This window comes from Frankia sp. Allo2 (assembly GCF_000733325.1).
Taxonomy (GTDB): Bacteria; Actinomycetota; Actinomycetes; order Frankiales; family Frankiaceae; genus Frankia; species Frankia casuarinae.
On the sequence record NZ_JPHT01000002.1, the window covers coordinates 242,671 to 257,277 of the forward strand.

Sequence of the window (14,607 nt, forward strand, 5' to 3'; positions counted from 1 at the left end):
GCCGGCGTGGCCGGGTGCATCATCGGTGCAGAAGAGGCACCGAGGAGAGGTGGCGCCGATGGCGAAGACCGTGGGTGCGATCGCGGGTTCCCGCACGGCTCGGGCCACGGGATCGCTCGGGGTGGTTGGTGCCGCCGCCGTCGCGGCGGGCCTGGTCGCCGAGCGGCGGATGATCCGCCGTCGGCGTGAGACGGCCGATCTCGCGTCCGACGCGCGGATGGGGCCGATCGGGGGCTGGGTCACCACCGTGATCGCGGGGGACGGTGTTCCGCTGTATATCGAGGAGACCGGCCCGTCGGACGCCCCGGTGACGCTGGTGTTCGTCCACGGGTTCTGCGTCACGGCCGATTCCTGGATCCTGCAGCAGCGGGCGCTGACAGACCTCGGCCGGATGGTCTTCTACGATCAGCGGGCGCATGGGCGTTCCGGGCCGTCCGAGGTCAAGAACTGCACTATCGACGCACTCGCCGACGACCTCTTCCGGGTGATCACCGAGCGGGTCCCCCGGGGGCCGATTATCCTGGTGGGCCATTCGATGGGCGGCATGACGGTGCTGGGCCTGGCCGACACCCACCCGGAACTGTTCGATGACCGCATCGTCGGGGTGGCCCTGCTCGCCACCAGCGCCGGTGAGCTGGCCCGGCTGACCTTCGGGCTGCCGGCGTCGGTGACCGGGGTGGTCCGCCGCGTTCTGCCGGGTTTCGCGGTTGGTATGCGGCACGCGCCGAGCCTGCTCGAACGTGCCCGGCGGCGGGGCAGCGACCTGTCGTGGGAGCTGACGCGGCGCATCGGGTTCGGATCGACCGAACTGCCGCCGTCGGTGGTCTCCTTCCTGGAGACCATGGTCGCGGACACCCCGATCCCGGTCATCGCGGCGTTCCTGCCCACCCTGCTCGACCACGATCGGCTCGCGGCGGCCGAGCGACTGGCGGAGATCCCGACCGTGCTCATCGTCGGGGACGTTGACCTGATGACCCCGCTCGCCCACAGCCGTACCCTGGCGGAGGCGTTGCCCCGGGCGGAGCTCATCGTCGAGGAGGGCGCCGGGCACGCCATCATGCTGGAACGCCCGGACGTGGTGAACGCCGCAATCCGGGAGATTGCGCGGCAGGCGACGGCGCCACGCGCCATGCCGCGCCCGCGGTCGGGGTCGGCACAGACAGGCCGGTCGGCGCCGGCACAGACAGGTCGGTCGGCGCCGGCACAGACAGGTCGGTCGGGACGGACCGGTCGGTCGGGGTCGGGACGGACCGGTCGGTCGGCGCGGTCCGAGACATTCTCCGTCTCCCCACGCGGGCCCCGGAGCGAGGCGACGACGGAAGGCGCATGAACACGGTCGAGGTGTCCACGGCGGAGCGCATGCGGGAGTTCGGGGCCTGGTTGGCTACCCTGCTGCGGCCCGGGGACCTGCTCGTGCTCTCCGGCCCGCTCGGCGCGGGCAAGACGGTTCTGGCCCAGGGGATCGCGGCCGGGCTGGGCGTGCGGGAAACGGTCACCTCGCCGACGTTCGTGCTTGCCCGGATCTACCCGGACGGGCGGATTCCCCTCGTGCACGTGGACGCCTACCGGCTCGGTGGGGTCGTCGAGGTCGACGATCTCGACCTCGACGCCGACGTCGACACCTCGGTCACCGTGGTCGAGTGGGGTGCCGGTCTCGCGGAACGTCTCACGCAGGATCATCTGGAGATCGTGATCTCCCGGCCACGTGCCGACGAGGTCGGGGAGACTCGGATAGTCCGCCTCGTCCCGTCCGGGGCCAGCTGGATCGAACGGCTGCGCGCACGTGCGCCGGTGAGTTGAGACTCCCCGCATCGACCCGCCGCGCGCGGCGTGACATCGGTGGCATCGTGGTGGTGGGGTGGGTGCCCGCCGTGGTCGGCGAGGCGATCCGTAGTCTGGACGAGTGCTGGTGATGGCTCTTGACACATCCACGGCAGCGTGCTCGGTTGCGCTCGCCGAGCTGACGTCGTCCGACCCCGCGCGGCCGGTGAGTGGGACGGGTGGTGAGCGCGCCGCGCCCGGGGTGCACGTGTGGCCGCGAGCGGTCATGGTCACCGTCGACGCCCGCCGCCACGGGGAGCTGCTGGCGCCGTCGATGCGCGCGGTGCTCGCCGAGGGGGGTGCCCGCCCTACCGATCTCGACGCCGTGGTCGTGGGCGCCGGTCCCGGGCCGTTCACCAGTTTGCGGGTCGGGATGGTGACCGCCGCCGCCTTCGCCGACGCACTAGGCGTGCCGGTGCACGGGGTGTGCTCGCTGGATGCCATCGGTGCCGCCACCGGCGGCTCCGTCGCCGTCGTGACGGATGCCCGTCGGCGCGAGGTCTTCTGGGCCTGTTACCGCGACGGGGTGCGGGTCGGCGATCCGGCCGTTGGCCGTCCGGCCGACGTCGTCCGGTTCCTGCGCGGCCTCGGTGTCGACCGCGTCGTCGGCCCGGGAACGGTGCTCTACCCGGAGATCTTCGCCGAACTCGCCGGTACCACGGCCGGTGCCACCGCCGGGGAGGTGCCCGCGCCCGGCGCAGGTCAGCCGGACGACGGCTATCCCCGGCCAGAGCTGCTCGTCGGTCTCGCCGGGGCCGACGTGCTGGCCGGGCGTGCTCCCCAGCCCCTCGTCCCGCTCTACCTGCGGCGGCCGGACGCGGCCGAACCGCACACACCGAAGCCGGTCACGGTTTGACGCAGCCGCGACCACNCCCCGCCGGTCCGGATGGGCCGGATCTGCTCCTGGCTCCGATGCGCTGGTGGCACGTGGCGATGGTCGCCGAGCTGGAGCAGACGGTATTCGACATCGATCCGTGGACGGCCGAGCTGTTCTGGTCCGAACTCGCGCAGGGCGAGCAGCGGCGGTACCTGACGGCGCTGTGGCGTCCACAGGGCGTCCCGACGCACGACACGTCCGCGATCGTCGGTTATGCGGGGCTGGCGCTCGCCGAGGACGGCGCCTACATCCAGACGATCGGCGTCGTGCCCCGGATGCGCGGGCGGGGGGTGGGCGCCCGTCTGATGATCGCCTTGCTGCGCGACGCCCGGCGGGCCGGTGCCCGCAACTGTGGGCTGGAGGTCCGCACCGACAACCAGGCGGCCCGTGCTCTCTACAGCCGGCTTGGCTTTGTCGACATTGGGCTGCGCCGCGGTTACTACCAGCCTTCCGGTGGAGATGCCTACGTGATGCGGGTCCGGAAGATCGACACCGTTGGTTACGCGGAGCTGCTCGACCGCGTCGAGGCGACGTTGCTCATCACCTCTCGGGTCGAGCCCTGACACCCGCCTGACCCCACCGTCACCAGGCGGTACAGCCCGGCCAGCCGTCCTCTCCTCGTATCCCGCCGGCGTCCCGGCCTGTCTACGGCCGGGCGCGCGACGGGTGGGGCGGACGGCTCAGACGGAGGCGCGTAGCCGAGCCGCGGCCGCCGCCTCCGCCTTGGAGCGCTGGAACAGGTCGATGAACTCGGCCAGCGCCGGATTCACCGGGGCGAGCGTCATCTCGACGCGGATGAACTCGATGTCCGTGGCGCCGAGTGCCGCCAGGATGTGTGCCACGTAGGGCTGCTGGTGATCCCAGCCCTCCTTGGGTGTGCCTGGCCCGTAGGACCCGCCCTGGGCGGTGACCACCGTCACCTTCTTGCCGGTGAGGGCGCTGTCGTCCGGAGCCTGCCGCACCGTGCGTCCCATGACGATGATCTGGTCGATCCACGCCTTGAACGTCGACGGCACCGCGTAGTTGTACATCGGTACCGACAGCAGGTACTCGTCTGCCGCCTCCACCTCGGCGATCAGCTCCTCTCCTTTCTTGACCGCCTCGGCTTGCTCCGCCGAGAGCTGCTCGGGCGGGGTGAACCTCGCCGACACGGTCGCCCAGTCCAGGTGCGGAGGAGGGGTGACAGACAGATCACGATAGGTGATGATCCCGTCTGGGTGCGCCTCGCGCCAGGCCTCGGCGAAGATGGTGGCGATCGATCGGGACGTCGAGCTCTCGGTGGCGAGGCTCGAGTCGACGTGCAGCAGGTGCGGCATCGGGGGAACCCTCCATCATTATTCGATCATCAATATGATCGATCTTCTTTGACGGGAAGATCGGATTCATGGAACATCTTAACAGTAGATTGTCTACTTAAGCACTTATATCGCGGTAGATTATTCCTCTGTGGGCCTGTACCTTGTGAGGGTGAGCGACGCGGCGGTGGCCGCCGGGCTTCCCCCGGGGCTGGAGAGCCTCCCCGACGGCCCGGGGAAGGACCTCGGCTGGCTATTGGGGCAGGTGCGGTACGGCTATGCGGCCGCTTCGGCCGCCGCCGTCGGCCGGGTGCCCGGCGGGCTGCGTGGGCTGCACGTTCTCGGTGCCGCGGTCGAGGGTGAGGCGCGCAACCAGATCGAGGTGGCCCGTCGGTTCGGCATCGACCGGACGGTGATGGTCCGCCTGGTCGATGATCTGGAGCGGGCCGGCCTGGTTGAGCGGCACCCCGATCCCGCGGACCGGCGGGCCCGGATCATCACCGCGACGGAGCACGGGGTCCAGTTGTACCGGGCCAGCCAGGAGGATCGGCTTCTCGTCGATCAGCACGTGCTCTCCCCGCTGACTGCGGCGGAACGGGCGACCTTCATCGATCTGNTGCGGCGTGTCGCTGCCCACATGCTTGCCGTGGACCCCACGCACGGAGCGGCCGCCTGCGACGCCGCCAGGCGGGAGATCGACGCGCGGGACATTGGGATGGCGTGCGCACCGGACGGGACGTGCCCCGGTCAGTCGGCCCCGTCCGACGGGTAGTCCTGTTCCGCTTGGCGGTCCCTTTCCGATGGGTGGTTCGGCCTCCGGGTGATCCGGCCCTGGCCGGGTGCCGGACACGGCCCGGACGCGGCAGTGCCGGACGCGGCCGATCAGTGCGGCGGGTGTACCTGCTCGAACTGCCAGGTATGCGGATCGCCGTTCGCCAGCTCGGCCGGTGGCTTCGGCAGCGGACAGCGGGTGTCCCCGGTGGTCTGTACGGACATGCCCGCATCGGGCGGCGTCCGTAGCATGATGACGACGAGATCCTCGCCCCGTTGGCTGCTGACGTAGACCTCGCCGTCCCGCCCCGCGAGCGCATCGATCGCCCAGTCCCGCAGGCCGCTCGCCCGGCCGGGCGCCGCCTTGGCCTCCCACATCCAGATCATGTCCTCATGGTGCCCCCCATGTCCCCGGGTGCTCATGTGCTCATGTGCTCATGGGGCCTCGTGGCGCCGGGCGCCGACCGGCGGGAACGGGCCGTCGCGAAGGAGAGCCGGGCCTTGGCCAGGCCGGCTCGGGNCGACCCGAATTCCCGCCGTCTTGACAGATCCGACCGTCTTGGTTGACGTCTGCGGCGCGGGTGCTAAGTTGGCACTCGGCACGTGAGAGTGCCAGCGACAACAGGCGCCTGTTCACCCGCGACGGCAGGCCGCCAGGGTCGCTCTCTCATCCAGCGCAGGAAGGGGGAGGTCGATCGTGACGACCGCCACCAAGGTTGCTATCAAGCCGCTCGAGGACCGCATCGTCGTGCAGCCCTCCGACGCGGAGCAGACCACCGCGTCCGGGATCGTGATTCCGGACACGGCGAAGGAGAAGCCCCAGGAGGGCATCGTTCTCGCGGTCGGCCCGGGTCGGTTCGAGGACGGCAAGCGCGTCCCGCTCGACGTCAAGGTCGGCGACGTGGTGCTTTACAGCAAGTACGGCGGCACCGAGGTCAAGTACTCGGGCGAGGAGTACCTCGTGCTCTCCGCTCGCGACGTCCTCGCGATCATCGAGAAGTAGGTCGCTCGCCGGTAGCACCAAGGGGCGCGTCCCGCTGGCGGCCGCCCGGTTTCCGCCGGGCTCGCCGGCGGGGCGCGCTCCTGCTGTTTTTCACCGGTATTCGGTGTCGGGAGGACAACCAGGTATGCCGAAGATTCTGACGTTCAACGAGGACGCCCGCCGCGCGCTCGAGCACGGGGTGAACGCCCTGGCCAACGCGGTCAAGGTGACGATCGGCCCGCGTGGTCGCAATGTCGTCATCGACAAGCACTACGGCGCCGCGACGATCACCAATGACGGGGTGACGATCGCGCGCGAGATCGAGCTGGAGGACCCCTACGAGAACCTGGGCGCCCAGCTCGCGAAGGAAGTCGCCACCAAGACCAACGACGTGGCTGGCGACGGCACCACGACGGCGACCGTGCTAGCCCAGGAGATGGTGCGCTTCGGTCTCAAGCAGGTGACCGCGGGGGCCGCCCCACTGACGCTGAAGCTGGGCATCGAGGCCGCCGTCGAGGCCGTCTCCGCGGCACTGCTGAAGCAGGCCATCGAGGTCAACTCGAAGGAGACCATCGCCCAGGTCGCCGCCATCTCCGCTCAGGACCCGCAGGTCGGGGAACTGATCGCCGAGGCGATCGACAAGATCGGCAAGGACGGCGTCATCACGGTCGAGGAGAGCCAGACCCTCGGGCTGGACCTTGAACTGACCGAGGGCATGCAGTTCGACAAGGGCTACATCTCGCCGTACTTCGTCACGGACGCCGAGGCCCAGGAGGCCGTGCTCGAGGACGCCTACGTCCTGCTCTACCCGGGCAAGATCTCGGCGCTGAACGAGATCCTGCCCGTGCTGGAGCAGGTCGTCCAGGAGCGCAAGCCGCTACTGATCATCGCCGAGGAGGTCGAGGGCGAGGCCCTGTCCACCCTGGTGGTGAACTCGATCCGCAAGACCTTCCAGGTCGTCGCGGTCAAGGCTCCCGGGTTTGGGGACCGCCGCAAGGCACTGCTGCAGGATATCGCCGTGCTCACCGGCGGCCAGGTGGTGGCCTCGGAGGTCGGTCTTTCCCTCGACGCGGTGACGTTGGCCGACCTGGGCCGGGCCCGGCGGGTCGTGGTGGACAAGGACAACACCACCATCGTTGACGGGGTTGGCGAGGCCTCCTCGATCGCCGATCGGGTGCGTCAGCTCAAGCAGGAGATCGAGGTCAGCGACTCCGACTGGGACCGCGAGAAGCTGCAGGAGCGGTTGGCCAAGCTCGCCGGTGGGGTCGCGGTCATCCGCGTCGGCGCCGCCACCGAGGTGGAGCTCAAGGAGAGGAAGCACCGCCTCGAGGACGCCGTGTCGGCTACCCGCGCGGCCATCGAGGAGGGCATCATCGCCGGCGGCGGTTCCGCGCTCACCCACGTGGCGTCCGTGCTCGATGACGGGCTCGGTCGCACCGGGGACGAGCTCGCCGGGGTGCGGATCGTGCGCCGCGCGCTCGACGCCCCGCTGTCGTGGATCGCGCGCAACGCTGGTCTGGAGGGCGCGGTCATCGTCTCCAAGGTCAAGGAGCTCGAGCCGGGTCGTGGGTACAACGCGGCCACCGGCGAGTACACCGATCTGATCGCGGCCGGCGTCATCGACCCGGTCAAGGTCACCCGGTCGGCGGTGGCGAACGCCGCCTCGATCGCGGCTCTGCTCATCACCACCGAGGGCCTGGTCGTCGAGAAGCCGGCGGAGCCCGCTCCCCAGGACGGCCACGGCCACGGCCACGGGCACAGCCACCCGCAGGGCCCGGGTTTCTGACCGGATTGGCGTCGTGGGGCCCCGCCGGGTGCGGCCCGGCCCCCGGGCCCCGGTACGTCCGGAGCCCGGTCGGTCCCAGAGGATCGACCGGGCTCCGGCGCGTTGGGCCGTCGGCGCGTTGGGTCGCTGCCGGGTCACTCACCCGTCGTGGGTGATCCAGGAGACCAGGACCGGATATCCCGACCCGTCCGCCTATCGGCACCCGGCGGCCCTCCTTCAGCAGGCCGGTGCGAGTCCGGGGCGGGCCGGGGTGCGTCTCGCGGCCCCCCGCCGGGAGCGGCCGGTGAGGATCGCATCCCGTTCGGACTCGCTCAGCCCGCCCCATACGCCATAGGGCTCCCGGGCGGTCAGCGCGTACTCACCGCAGTCGCGGATGACCGGGCAGCGGGCGCAGACCGCCTTGGCCGCGGCCTCACGGGCGGCTCTGGCCGGCCCCCGTTCGCCCTCCGGGTGGAAGAAGAGCTCCGTGCTCTCACCACGGCACGCCCCGTGCAGCTGCCATTCCCACTTTTCCGCGCCGGGGCCTGGAAGTCGTCGGACGTCGGTCATCGGTCTGAGCCCCCTTTCGACCTGAGCGGCAAGCGCCGCCGCTTCACCGTAGTACTGGGCCACCCTTTGGATGATCTTGAAATTTCACCCGGGTGAGCCTGCGTCACGGGTCGTTCCGCCCGGCCGTTACACGGTCGGGAAGTCCCTGGATGTCCAGGGATCTCAGGCGGATCAGGGTCCGAGTCGGCCGCGGGACTCCCGGCCGGCGCCGTGTTCCGTCATGGCCGACCGACCGCGCCGGATCCGCAGGTCCGGCGGAACTTCTGTTGACGGTCGAACGCCTACCCCGGTGGTCGGCCGGTCACACGGCCTGAGCGGGAATTAGCGTGGCCACCGCCGGCCGCGCTCTGCCGGCGCGCGGCATCCACCCCGGCCGGGGTCATCCCCGGCACGCGGGATCTACCCGGCCGGGTGTCCGGCCAGGCGGCGACGCGGGGCCGCCTCAGCGCGAGTCCGCCTCCGAGGCGGCGGACGCCTCGTAGATCCCGTCGGCGAAGCCGCGAGCGTACTCCCAGCTGACGTAGCACGACGGGTTCGGCGCGAACGCCGGCTCGTGGACTCTCGTCCGCCCCTCGTTGAGAAGGTTGCGCAGGTTGCCGACCAGCAGGTCCCAGTCGAAGAAGTGGGGCTCGGCGCAGCCCTCGCAGTCGACGACAAGGCCGCGGTAGCCGCGCGGCTCGAGCAGCGTGCGGAAGACGTCGAGGTCCCCCAGCTCGGCGAGGACTTCCTCCCGCTCGTGCAAGGACAGCGGTTCGAGCAGGTCGAGGTCGTCAACGGAGTCGAGGCGCGCGAGCTCGGCAGCCGGATCCTCGGGGTCGCCCGCGAAGGGGTCGACAGGCTCGTCGCTCACGACGACCACGCTACGCTTGCCCGGACTGCTTAGTGGTCCCGATCCGGAGTCTCGGCACCGATGTGCGGCCCTCCGGACATGGTCCGTCGTGGTCGGTCCGCTGTTCTGCCGGGCGCGTGGGTCCGGATCAGGCACGTTGGACGGCGCTGTGGTATAGGAAGATGTCATCCATGGCGATGTCGGTCACGCTGGAACCGCCGATAGGTGCCGGTGACCTCTACGATGGAGTCCGTGCCGCCGCTCGGTGCCCGATTCTGGTAGCCCAGTTCTGGTAACCCGGTTCTGGTAGTAGGTAGACTTTTTCGCCGTTGCGCGCGGCCCGTCACTCCAGGACGGCGGGCGGGCTCGTGCCGCGGCGTCGGTCTGGGTCCGCGGCCTCGGTCAACGCGGAATGGAAGGTGCCATGAACGGTCCCCTCGCCACCGATTTCACGTTGCCGGCCGGGGTGGGCACCCACGTCGGCGCGCGTCCCGACCTGCTGGGGGCCGAGGCCGCCGCGGTACCGCCGAAGCTGGCGATGCTCGGGCTGACCTTCGACGACGTGCTGCTGCTTCCGGCCGCCTCCGATCTGGTACCGGCGGAGGCGGACACGACGACCCGCCTGTCGCGGAGCATCGATCTCGCCGTGCCGTTGGTGTCGTCGGCCATGGACACGGTGACCGAGGCCCGCATGGCCATCGCGATGGCGCGCCAGGGCGGGGTCGGGGTGCTGCACCGCAACCTCTCGATCGACGAACAGGCGCAGCAGGTCGACATGGTGAAGCGTTCCGAGTCCGGGATGATCACCGCGCCGGTGACCTGCGGACCCGGCGCCACCCTGGAGGACGCGAACGTCCTCATGGCGCGGTACCGGATCTCGGGTGTCCCGGTGACGGAATCCGACGGCAGGCTGGTCGGCATCGTGACGAACCGGGACATCCGCTTCGAGCGGGACTACTCGCGTCGAGTGCAGGACGTCATGACTCCGATGCCGCTGATCACCGCACCGGTGGGCGTCTCGCCGGAGGACGCGCTCGCCCTGCTCCGCCGCCACAAGGTCGAGAAGCTGCCGATCGTGGACGAGCGTGACCGGTTGCGCGGTCTGATCACCGTCAAGGACTTCACCAAGCGGGAGCAGTACCCGCATGCCACCAAGGACACCGACGGCCGGCTGATGGTCGGCGCCGCCGTCGGCGTGGGGGAGGATGCCTACAAGCGCGCCCAGGTCCTCGTCGCCGCCGGGGTCGACTTCCTCGTCGTGGACACCGCGCACGGGCATCATCGAGCCGTGCCCGACGTGGTGCGCCGGATCAAGACCGACATGCCGACCGGGGTGGACGGTCGGCCGCTCGACGTGATCGGTGGCAACGTGGCGACCGGAGCCGGCGCGGCGGCGCTGATCGCGGCCGGGGCGGACGCCATCAAGGTCGGGGTCGGGCCCGGCTCGATCTGTACCACCCGGGTGGTGAGCGGCGTCGGCGTCCCCCAGGTCACGGCCATCTACGAGGCATCGCGCATCGCCCGGGAGCACGGTGTGCCGGTGATCGGCGACGGCGGCCTGCAGTACTCGGGTGACATCGCGAAGGCCATCGCCGTCGGCGCCGACACGGTCATGCTGGGCAGCCTGCTGGCCGGTGTCGACGAGAGCCCGGGAGAGTTGATCTTCATCAACGGCAAGCAGTACAAGGCTTACCGGGGTATGGGCTCACTCGGCGCCATGCGTAGCCGCGGCGGCGCGCGGTCGTACTCGAAGGATCGGTACTTCCAGGACGATGTGCTCTCCGATGACAAGCTGGTTCCCGAGGGCGTCGAGGGCCAGGTGCCCTACCGGGGTCCGCTGGCGGCCGTGGCCCATCAGCTGGTCGGCGGTCTGCGGGCGGCGATGGGCTACACCGGCTCGCCCACCATCCGGCGGATGCAGGACGAGGCGCAGCTGATCCGTATTACCTCGGCGGGGCTGATCGAGAGCCACCCCCATGACATCCAGATGACCGTCGAGGCGCCAAACTACAACTCCGCGCGCTGACGCCATCGCGTCGCGCGACCGACCAGGCCGTCGCCGGGCCGTCCCCAGGCCGGTGACGGCCGTCGTGTCTCGGGCGCGGTCACCTCGGCAGGGTGGGACGAGCCGGTGGCCACCCGATCGGATGGTCACCGGGATGTTCGGTCAGTCGTGGAGCAGATACGTCAGTTTTCCGGTCGGCACGAGCCCGCCGGCCCAATCAGGAGGCGCCAGCAGTGGCAGAGGTCGAGATCGGCATCGGCAAGAGCGCGCGGATCGCGTATGGTCTCGACGCCGTCGGCATCATTCCGTCCCGTCGGACCCGTGACCCGGCGGACGTCTCGCTCGCCTGGGAGATCGACGCCTACCGGTTCGACCTGCCGCTCGTGGCCGCTCCGGCCGACGCGGTGACCTCACCCGCGTCGGTGATCGCGCTCGGCCGGCTCGGTGGNCTCGGTGTTCTGCACATCGAGGGGCTGTGGACCCGGTACGAGGAGCCGGAGAACCACATCGCCGAGCTCAGCAAGATCGGGGCCGCCCAGGGCCCGGACGCGGCGACCGAGCGGCTGCGCGCGTTGTACTCCGCGCCGGTCCAGCCGGGGCTGATCGCGCAGCGTCTCACCGAGCTTCGGGACGCGGGGGTGGTCGTGGCCGCGGCGCTGCGTCCGCAGAAGGTCAAGGCCCTGTGCCCGCACGTGCTGGCCGCCGGGATCGATCTGCTCGTCATCCACGGTACGGCGGTCTCGGCGGAGCATCAGTCCCGCCGCAGCGAGCCGCTCAACCTCAAACGGTTCATCGGCCAGCTGGACATCCCGGTGCTGGTTGGCGGGTGCGCGTCGTTCTCCACCGCACTGCACCTCATGCGCACCGGGGCGGCCGGTGTCATCGTGGGCGTCGGGTCCGGCTTCGGTGACCGCACCCGGGACGAGCTCGGGGTCGGCGTGCCGCTTGCCACCGCGATCGCGGATGCGGCCGGTGCGCGCATGCGTTATCTCGACGAGTCGGGCGGCCGCTACGTCCACGTCGTCGTGCATGGTGATCTTCGGACTGGCGGCGACGTCGCGAAGGCGGTGGCCTGCGGCGCGGACGCGGTCATGGTGGACGCGGCGCTCGCGGCCGCACGGGAGGCCCCGGGCCAGGGCGGGGCCTGGCCGATGGACGTGCTGCACTCCGACCTGCCGCGGGGACGCTGGTCGCCGGTGACCCCGACCGGGACGCTCGCGCAGATCGTGACCGGTCCGGGCACGGCGACCAGAACCGGTGTCCTCAACCTGGCCGGCGGTCTGCGCACGGCAATGGCGACGACGGGATACGCAACTTTGAAGGAGTTCCAGAAGGCGGAGATCATGGTGACCGCCGGTCCGTGACCGACGACGCACGTCATGCGTGGTCGTCGGGCGTCCCGCGAGGCGGTAGCCGTCGCGTGAGGTGTCGCTCGCTGATGCGCGAGCTCGACGGATGTGCCCATGGTGTGTCACCACCGGCGGTACCCGGTCGATCCGGCCTCTTACCCGACATGGCACCCTGGAAGCGGTCCGTCTCCGGCATGAAGGACGACAGATGCGCCTCGACGAGCACGGCCGTTGGGTCAGCGACGACGGTGCCTACGTCTGGGACGAGGCTGCCCAGACCTGGCAGCCGTCATCGGCAGCGCCGCCGGCTGGTTCGTCGGCCTCGGCGCGATTCGGCAACCATCCCGGTGGGCCCGCCTTCGGTGCCGGTCCGGCCGGGGAGCCCGGGTCCGGTCGGGTCGGGTCCGAGGTAGGAGCGCAGGGCGGTTCGTTTGGTGGGCGGCCCGGTGCTGCCGGCTCGTCGCCCGGTGCCGGACCCGGTGCCGGACCCGGTGCCGTGGAAGCGGCTCCGGCACCGCCGAGTTGGGGCGGGGCGCTCACCGATCCACCCCGCACCATGGGCGGGGTGGTGGCCACGCCGTCAGAGCCGGACGCGCGGGGGCTGGCACCCTACGGCCCCACCGGCCAGCGCGGCCGGTGGGGGGAACCGGCCGCGGACGTCATTGCACCGCACGGGCCGTCGGAGCGGGGCGATCTGACCGGTCCGGCCCGCCGCGCGGGTGCGGCGGATCCCGTCGATCCGGTGGCTGCGTCCGCCGGGCCGGCCGCGGCGCAGACGACCTGGGGCGACGGCGACTCGACCGGCGAGATCCGGCGTGTCGGGGGCTTGGCGGCGACGTACGCCCCGTCCGCCGGCGGTGCGGCGGACGGCACATCGCGGTGGGACGACGATCCGGACGACGAGCCGGGGCCGTACGCCGGGTCGTTCGACGAGCACGACAGTGGATGGGCACCGTCCGGGCCCATCTCCCGGCGTGAATCGACGGCTCGGCGCGGGGCGACGGCTCGGCGCGGGGCGACGGCCCGGCGCGACGAGGCCGGCGGGCTGCCGGCACGGGTCACCGCGTTCGTCCAGCACGTGCGCGACCGTCCGCCGTTGCTGATCGGCGCCGCCGTCGTTCTCGTCTGCCTCGGGCTCGGCGTCATCGGATTCCTCGCCCTCGGCGGCGGTGGATCGGACTCCGGGACCGCGGCCGGCCCGGCCGCGGCGGAGAAGGGCCGTTACTCCCCGGAGGTCCGTCAGGCATATCTCAGCTCGTGCCTCGACGTCAGCAACGGTAACGAAGGCTATTGCACCTGCACGCTGGAGAAGTTGGAAGCCGGCTACACCCAGGAGGAGTACCAGCGGTTCAGTGACAACGTCCAGTCCGAGTCGTCGCAGCGCATCGTGCGGGAGATCTATGCCGCCTGCCGTGACAAGCGATGACGATTACCAGTGTACAGTGGGCTGATAGAACTATTGTCAGATGCCTGGATGAGCTACGGGACGACGGACGAGAGTGCTATTGCTTTTTCGTCGGTGATGTGATAGGACGTCCTTCGCGCATCGGTGGGCGGTCATGGCGGTGCGATTCTCCGGGACACATCCCNAGACCGCCCCNGCCGGAGCGAGGCTGCTCCACGTGCATTCGTCCGGCTGGGCGGGGGACCCGGCGGCGTGACCAGATCACACATTTACCCGACGCACGTCCACACGATGACTGCCCGCATCGTGCTGACCAGGGGGGGCAGGAGATGCCGCCCTATGATCAAATACAGCGGTTCAGCGGCCATGATGCCTGAAGCTGGGATAACGTCGCCGACGCCCGGCGCCCGCACCCGGAGGCGGGTGATAGTTCTGTGACGACCTATGACACCGACCGCAACGGTGCCACGGGGCGCCCGGCTGCCCCCCGTCGTGACGACGATTTCTTCGCGGTGGAGCGGGTGGGCGAGCAGGCAGCCCGTCCTGTCTCCCGTGAGCCCGCGCCCACATCCTGGGATCCGAACCCCCGGTCCCGGCGTGAGCCGGCGCCGGGNCCGCGACCAGCCATGCCGCCGGCNGGNGGCGGTGCGCGTCCCGCCGATCCCTTCGACGTGACCACCACCTGGGACGGTCCGGCGCCGGGACCCGCCGGTGGACGCCCGCCGGGCATCTCGGTGACCCCCCCCGCTCCCGCGGGCCCGTCCACCCCGGCGGTGTCATCCGCCGCTCCGGTGGCTTCTCCTGCTCCTCCTGTTCCCAGGGGTCCTCGGGTTTCCGCCGGTCCGCCGCCGGCTGCGTCCCGGCCGACGTCCTACCTCCCCTCGGCCTCCCCGCCACCGTCCGCGGCGTCCAGGACGGCTACGACGCCGTCCGACCCG

General features: G+C 70.8%; 14 protein-coding genes. 10 read left to right on the forward strand and 4 right to left on the reverse strand.

Features of this window, described 5'->3' with window-relative positions; translation table 11 throughout:
- Positions 1–58 precede the first annotated feature (58 nt).
- The 4 genes from ALLO2_RS03415 (at position 59) to rimI (ending at position 3,261) form a co-directional block, all read left to right on the forward strand.
- The gene (locus ALLO2_RS03415) at positions 59–1,330 is read left to right on the forward strand and encodes an alpha/beta fold hydrolase (protein WP_011435078.1); all 1,272 of its coding nucleotides are present in this window, start codon (positions 59–61) and stop codon (positions 1,328–1,330) included.
- On the forward strand, positions 1,327–1,800 hold the full coding sequence (gene tsaE / locus ALLO2_RS03420) for a tRNA (adenosine(37)-N6)-threonylcarbamoyltransferase complex ATPase subunit type 1 TsaE (RefSeq protein WP_011435079.1): 474 nt from the start codon (positions 1,327–1,329) through the stop codon (positions 1,798–1,800). Before ALLO2_RS03415 ends, tsaE begins: the two co-directional genes overlap by 4 nt.
- 112 nt (positions 1,801–1,912) lie before the next feature.
- Complete coding sequence (tsaB, locus tag ALLO2_RS03425) at positions 1,913–2,677, forward strand: tRNA (adenosine(37)-N6)-threonylcarbamoyltransferase complex dimerization subunit type 1 TsaB (protein WP_011435080.1); 765 nt, start codon at positions 1,913–1,915, stop codon at positions 2,675–2,677.
- Positions 2,674–3,261, forward strand: a complete 588-nt coding sequence (gene rimI / locus ALLO2_RS03430) for a ribosomal protein S18-alanine N-acetyltransferase (protein ID WP_035729599.1) — start codon at positions 2,674–2,676, stop codon at positions 3,259–3,261. Before tsaB ends, rimI begins: the two co-directional genes overlap by 4 nt.
- A 117-nt stretch (positions 3,262–3,378) precedes the next feature.
- On the opposite strand, the gene ALLO2_RS03435 is transcribed toward rimI, so the two are convergent.
- Positions 3,379–4,014 carry an FMN-dependent NADH-azoreductase gene (locus ALLO2_RS03435; RefSeq protein ID WP_011435082.1) on the reverse strand — a complete coding sequence of 212 codons (636 nt, stop codon included), beginning with the start codon at positions 4,012–4,014 and terminating at the stop codon, positions 3,379–3,381.
- A gap of 151 nt (positions 4,015–4,165) precedes the next feature.
- On the opposite strand from ALLO2_RS03435, the gene ALLO2_RS03440 reads away from it, so the two are divergent.
- Positions 4,166–4,765 (forward strand): MarR family winged helix-turn-helix transcriptional regulator, encoded by a 600-nt coding sequence (locus tag ALLO2_RS03440; RefSeq protein ID WP_035729602.1) that lies wholly within the window; start codon positions 4,166–4,168, stop codon positions 4,763–4,765.
- A 110-nt stretch (positions 4,766–4,875) separates the two neighbouring features.
- On the opposite strand, the gene ALLO2_RS03445 is transcribed toward ALLO2_RS03440, so the two are convergent.
- Entirely contained in the window at positions 4,876–5,151 is a 276-nt protein-coding gene (locus tag ALLO2_RS03445) for a hypothetical protein (RefSeq protein ID WP_011435084.1), read from the reverse strand.
- Between the two features lie 307 nt (positions 5,152–5,458).
- Between ALLO2_RS03445 and groES the strand changes: the two genes are divergently transcribed.
- Both groES and groL read left to right on the forward strand, forming a co-directional pair.
- Positions 5,459–5,767, forward strand: a complete 309-nt coding sequence (gene groES / locus ALLO2_RS03450; RefSeq protein ID WP_035729604.1) for a co-chaperone GroES — start codon at positions 5,459–5,461, stop codon at positions 5,765–5,767.
- 124 nt (positions 5,768–5,891) lie between these two features.
- A complete protein-coding gene (groL, locus tag ALLO2_RS03455; RefSeq protein WP_011435086.1) occupies positions 5,892–7,532 on the forward strand; it encodes a chaperonin GroEL in 1,641 nt (546 codons plus the stop codon).
- A 216-nt stretch (positions 7,533–7,748) separates the two neighbouring features.
- Here groL and ALLO2_RS03460 read toward each other — a convergent pair whose 3' ends face one another.
- Together ALLO2_RS03460 and ALLO2_RS03465 are read right to left on the reverse strand one after the other, a co-directional pair.
- Positions 7,749–8,081: a WhiB family transcriptional regulator gene (locus ALLO2_RS03460; protein ID WP_011435087.1), complete on the reverse strand. Its 333-nt coding sequence runs from the start codon at positions 8,079–8,081 to the stop codon at positions 7,749–7,751.
- Between the two features lie 442 nt (positions 8,082–8,523).
- Positions 8,524–8,940, reverse strand: coding sequence for a DUF5319 domain-containing protein (locus tag ALLO2_RS03465; protein WP_023839779.1), 417 nt, complete (start codon positions 8,938–8,940; stop codon positions 8,524–8,526).
- A 394-nt stretch (positions 8,941–9,334) separates the two neighbouring features.
- On the opposite strand from ALLO2_RS03465, the gene guaB reads away from it, so the two are divergent.
- From guaB to ALLO2_RS03480, 3 genes are all read left to right on the forward strand, one after another.
- Positions 9,335–10,936 carry an IMP dehydrogenase gene (guaB, locus tag ALLO2_RS03470; RefSeq protein WP_023839778.1) on the forward strand — a complete coding sequence of 534 codons (1,602 nt, stop codon included), beginning with the start codon at positions 9,335–9,337 and terminating at the stop codon, positions 10,934–10,936.
- 212 nt (positions 10,937–11,148) lie between these two features.
- The gene (locus tag ALLO2_RS03475) at positions 11,149–12,279 is read left to right on the forward strand and encodes a GuaB3 family IMP dehydrogenase-related protein (protein WP_011435090.1); all 1,131 of its coding nucleotides are present in this window, start codon (positions 11,149–11,151) and stop codon (positions 12,277–12,279) included.
- Positions 12,280–12,472: 193 nt separating this feature from the next.
- Positions 12,473–13,690: a hypothetical protein gene (locus ALLO2_RS03480; protein WP_023839777.1), complete on the forward strand. Its 1,218-nt coding sequence runs from the start codon at positions 12,473–12,475 to the stop codon at positions 13,688–13,690.
- The last annotated feature ends 917 nt before the right edge of the window (positions 13,691–14,607 follow it).

Bases quoted from the DNA above. Each gene is read 5' to 3' on its own strand.
- tsaE (WP_011435079.1), top strand. From the start codon at position 1,327: ATGAACACGGTCGAGGTGTCCACGGCGGAGCGCATGCGGGAGTTCGGG.
- ALLO2_RS03480 (WP_023839777.1), top strand. From the start codon at position 12,473: ATGCGCCTCGACGAGCACGGCCGTTGGGTCAGCGACGACGGTGCCTAC.
- ALLO2_RS03460 (WP_011435087.1), bottom strand. From the start codon at position 8,081: ATGACCGACGTCCGACGACTTCCAGGCCCCGGCGCGGAAAAGTGGGAA.
- groL (WP_011435086.1), top strand. From the start codon at position 5,892: ATGCCGAAGATTCTGACGTTCAACGAGGACGCCCGCCGCGCGCTCGAG.
- ALLO2_RS03445 (WP_011435084.1), bottom strand. From the start codon at position 5,151: ATGATCTGGATGTGGGAGGCCAAGGCGGCGCCCGGCCGGGCGAGCGGC.
- guaB (WP_023839778.1), top strand. From the start codon at position 9,335: ATGAACGGTCCCCTCGCCACCGATTTCACGTTGCCGGCCGGGGTGGGC.
- ALLO2_RS03415 (WP_011435078.1), top strand. From the start codon at position 59: ATGGCGAAGACCGTGGGTGCGATCGCGGGTTCCCGCACGGCTCGGGCC.
- tsaB (WP_011435080.1), top strand. From the start codon at position 1,913: ATGGCTCTTGACACATCCACGGCAGCGTGCTCGGTTGCGCTCGCCGAG.
- ALLO2_RS03435 (WP_011435082.1), bottom strand. From the start codon at position 4,014: ATGCCGCACCTGCTGCACGTCGACTCGAGCCTCGCCACCGAGAGCTCG.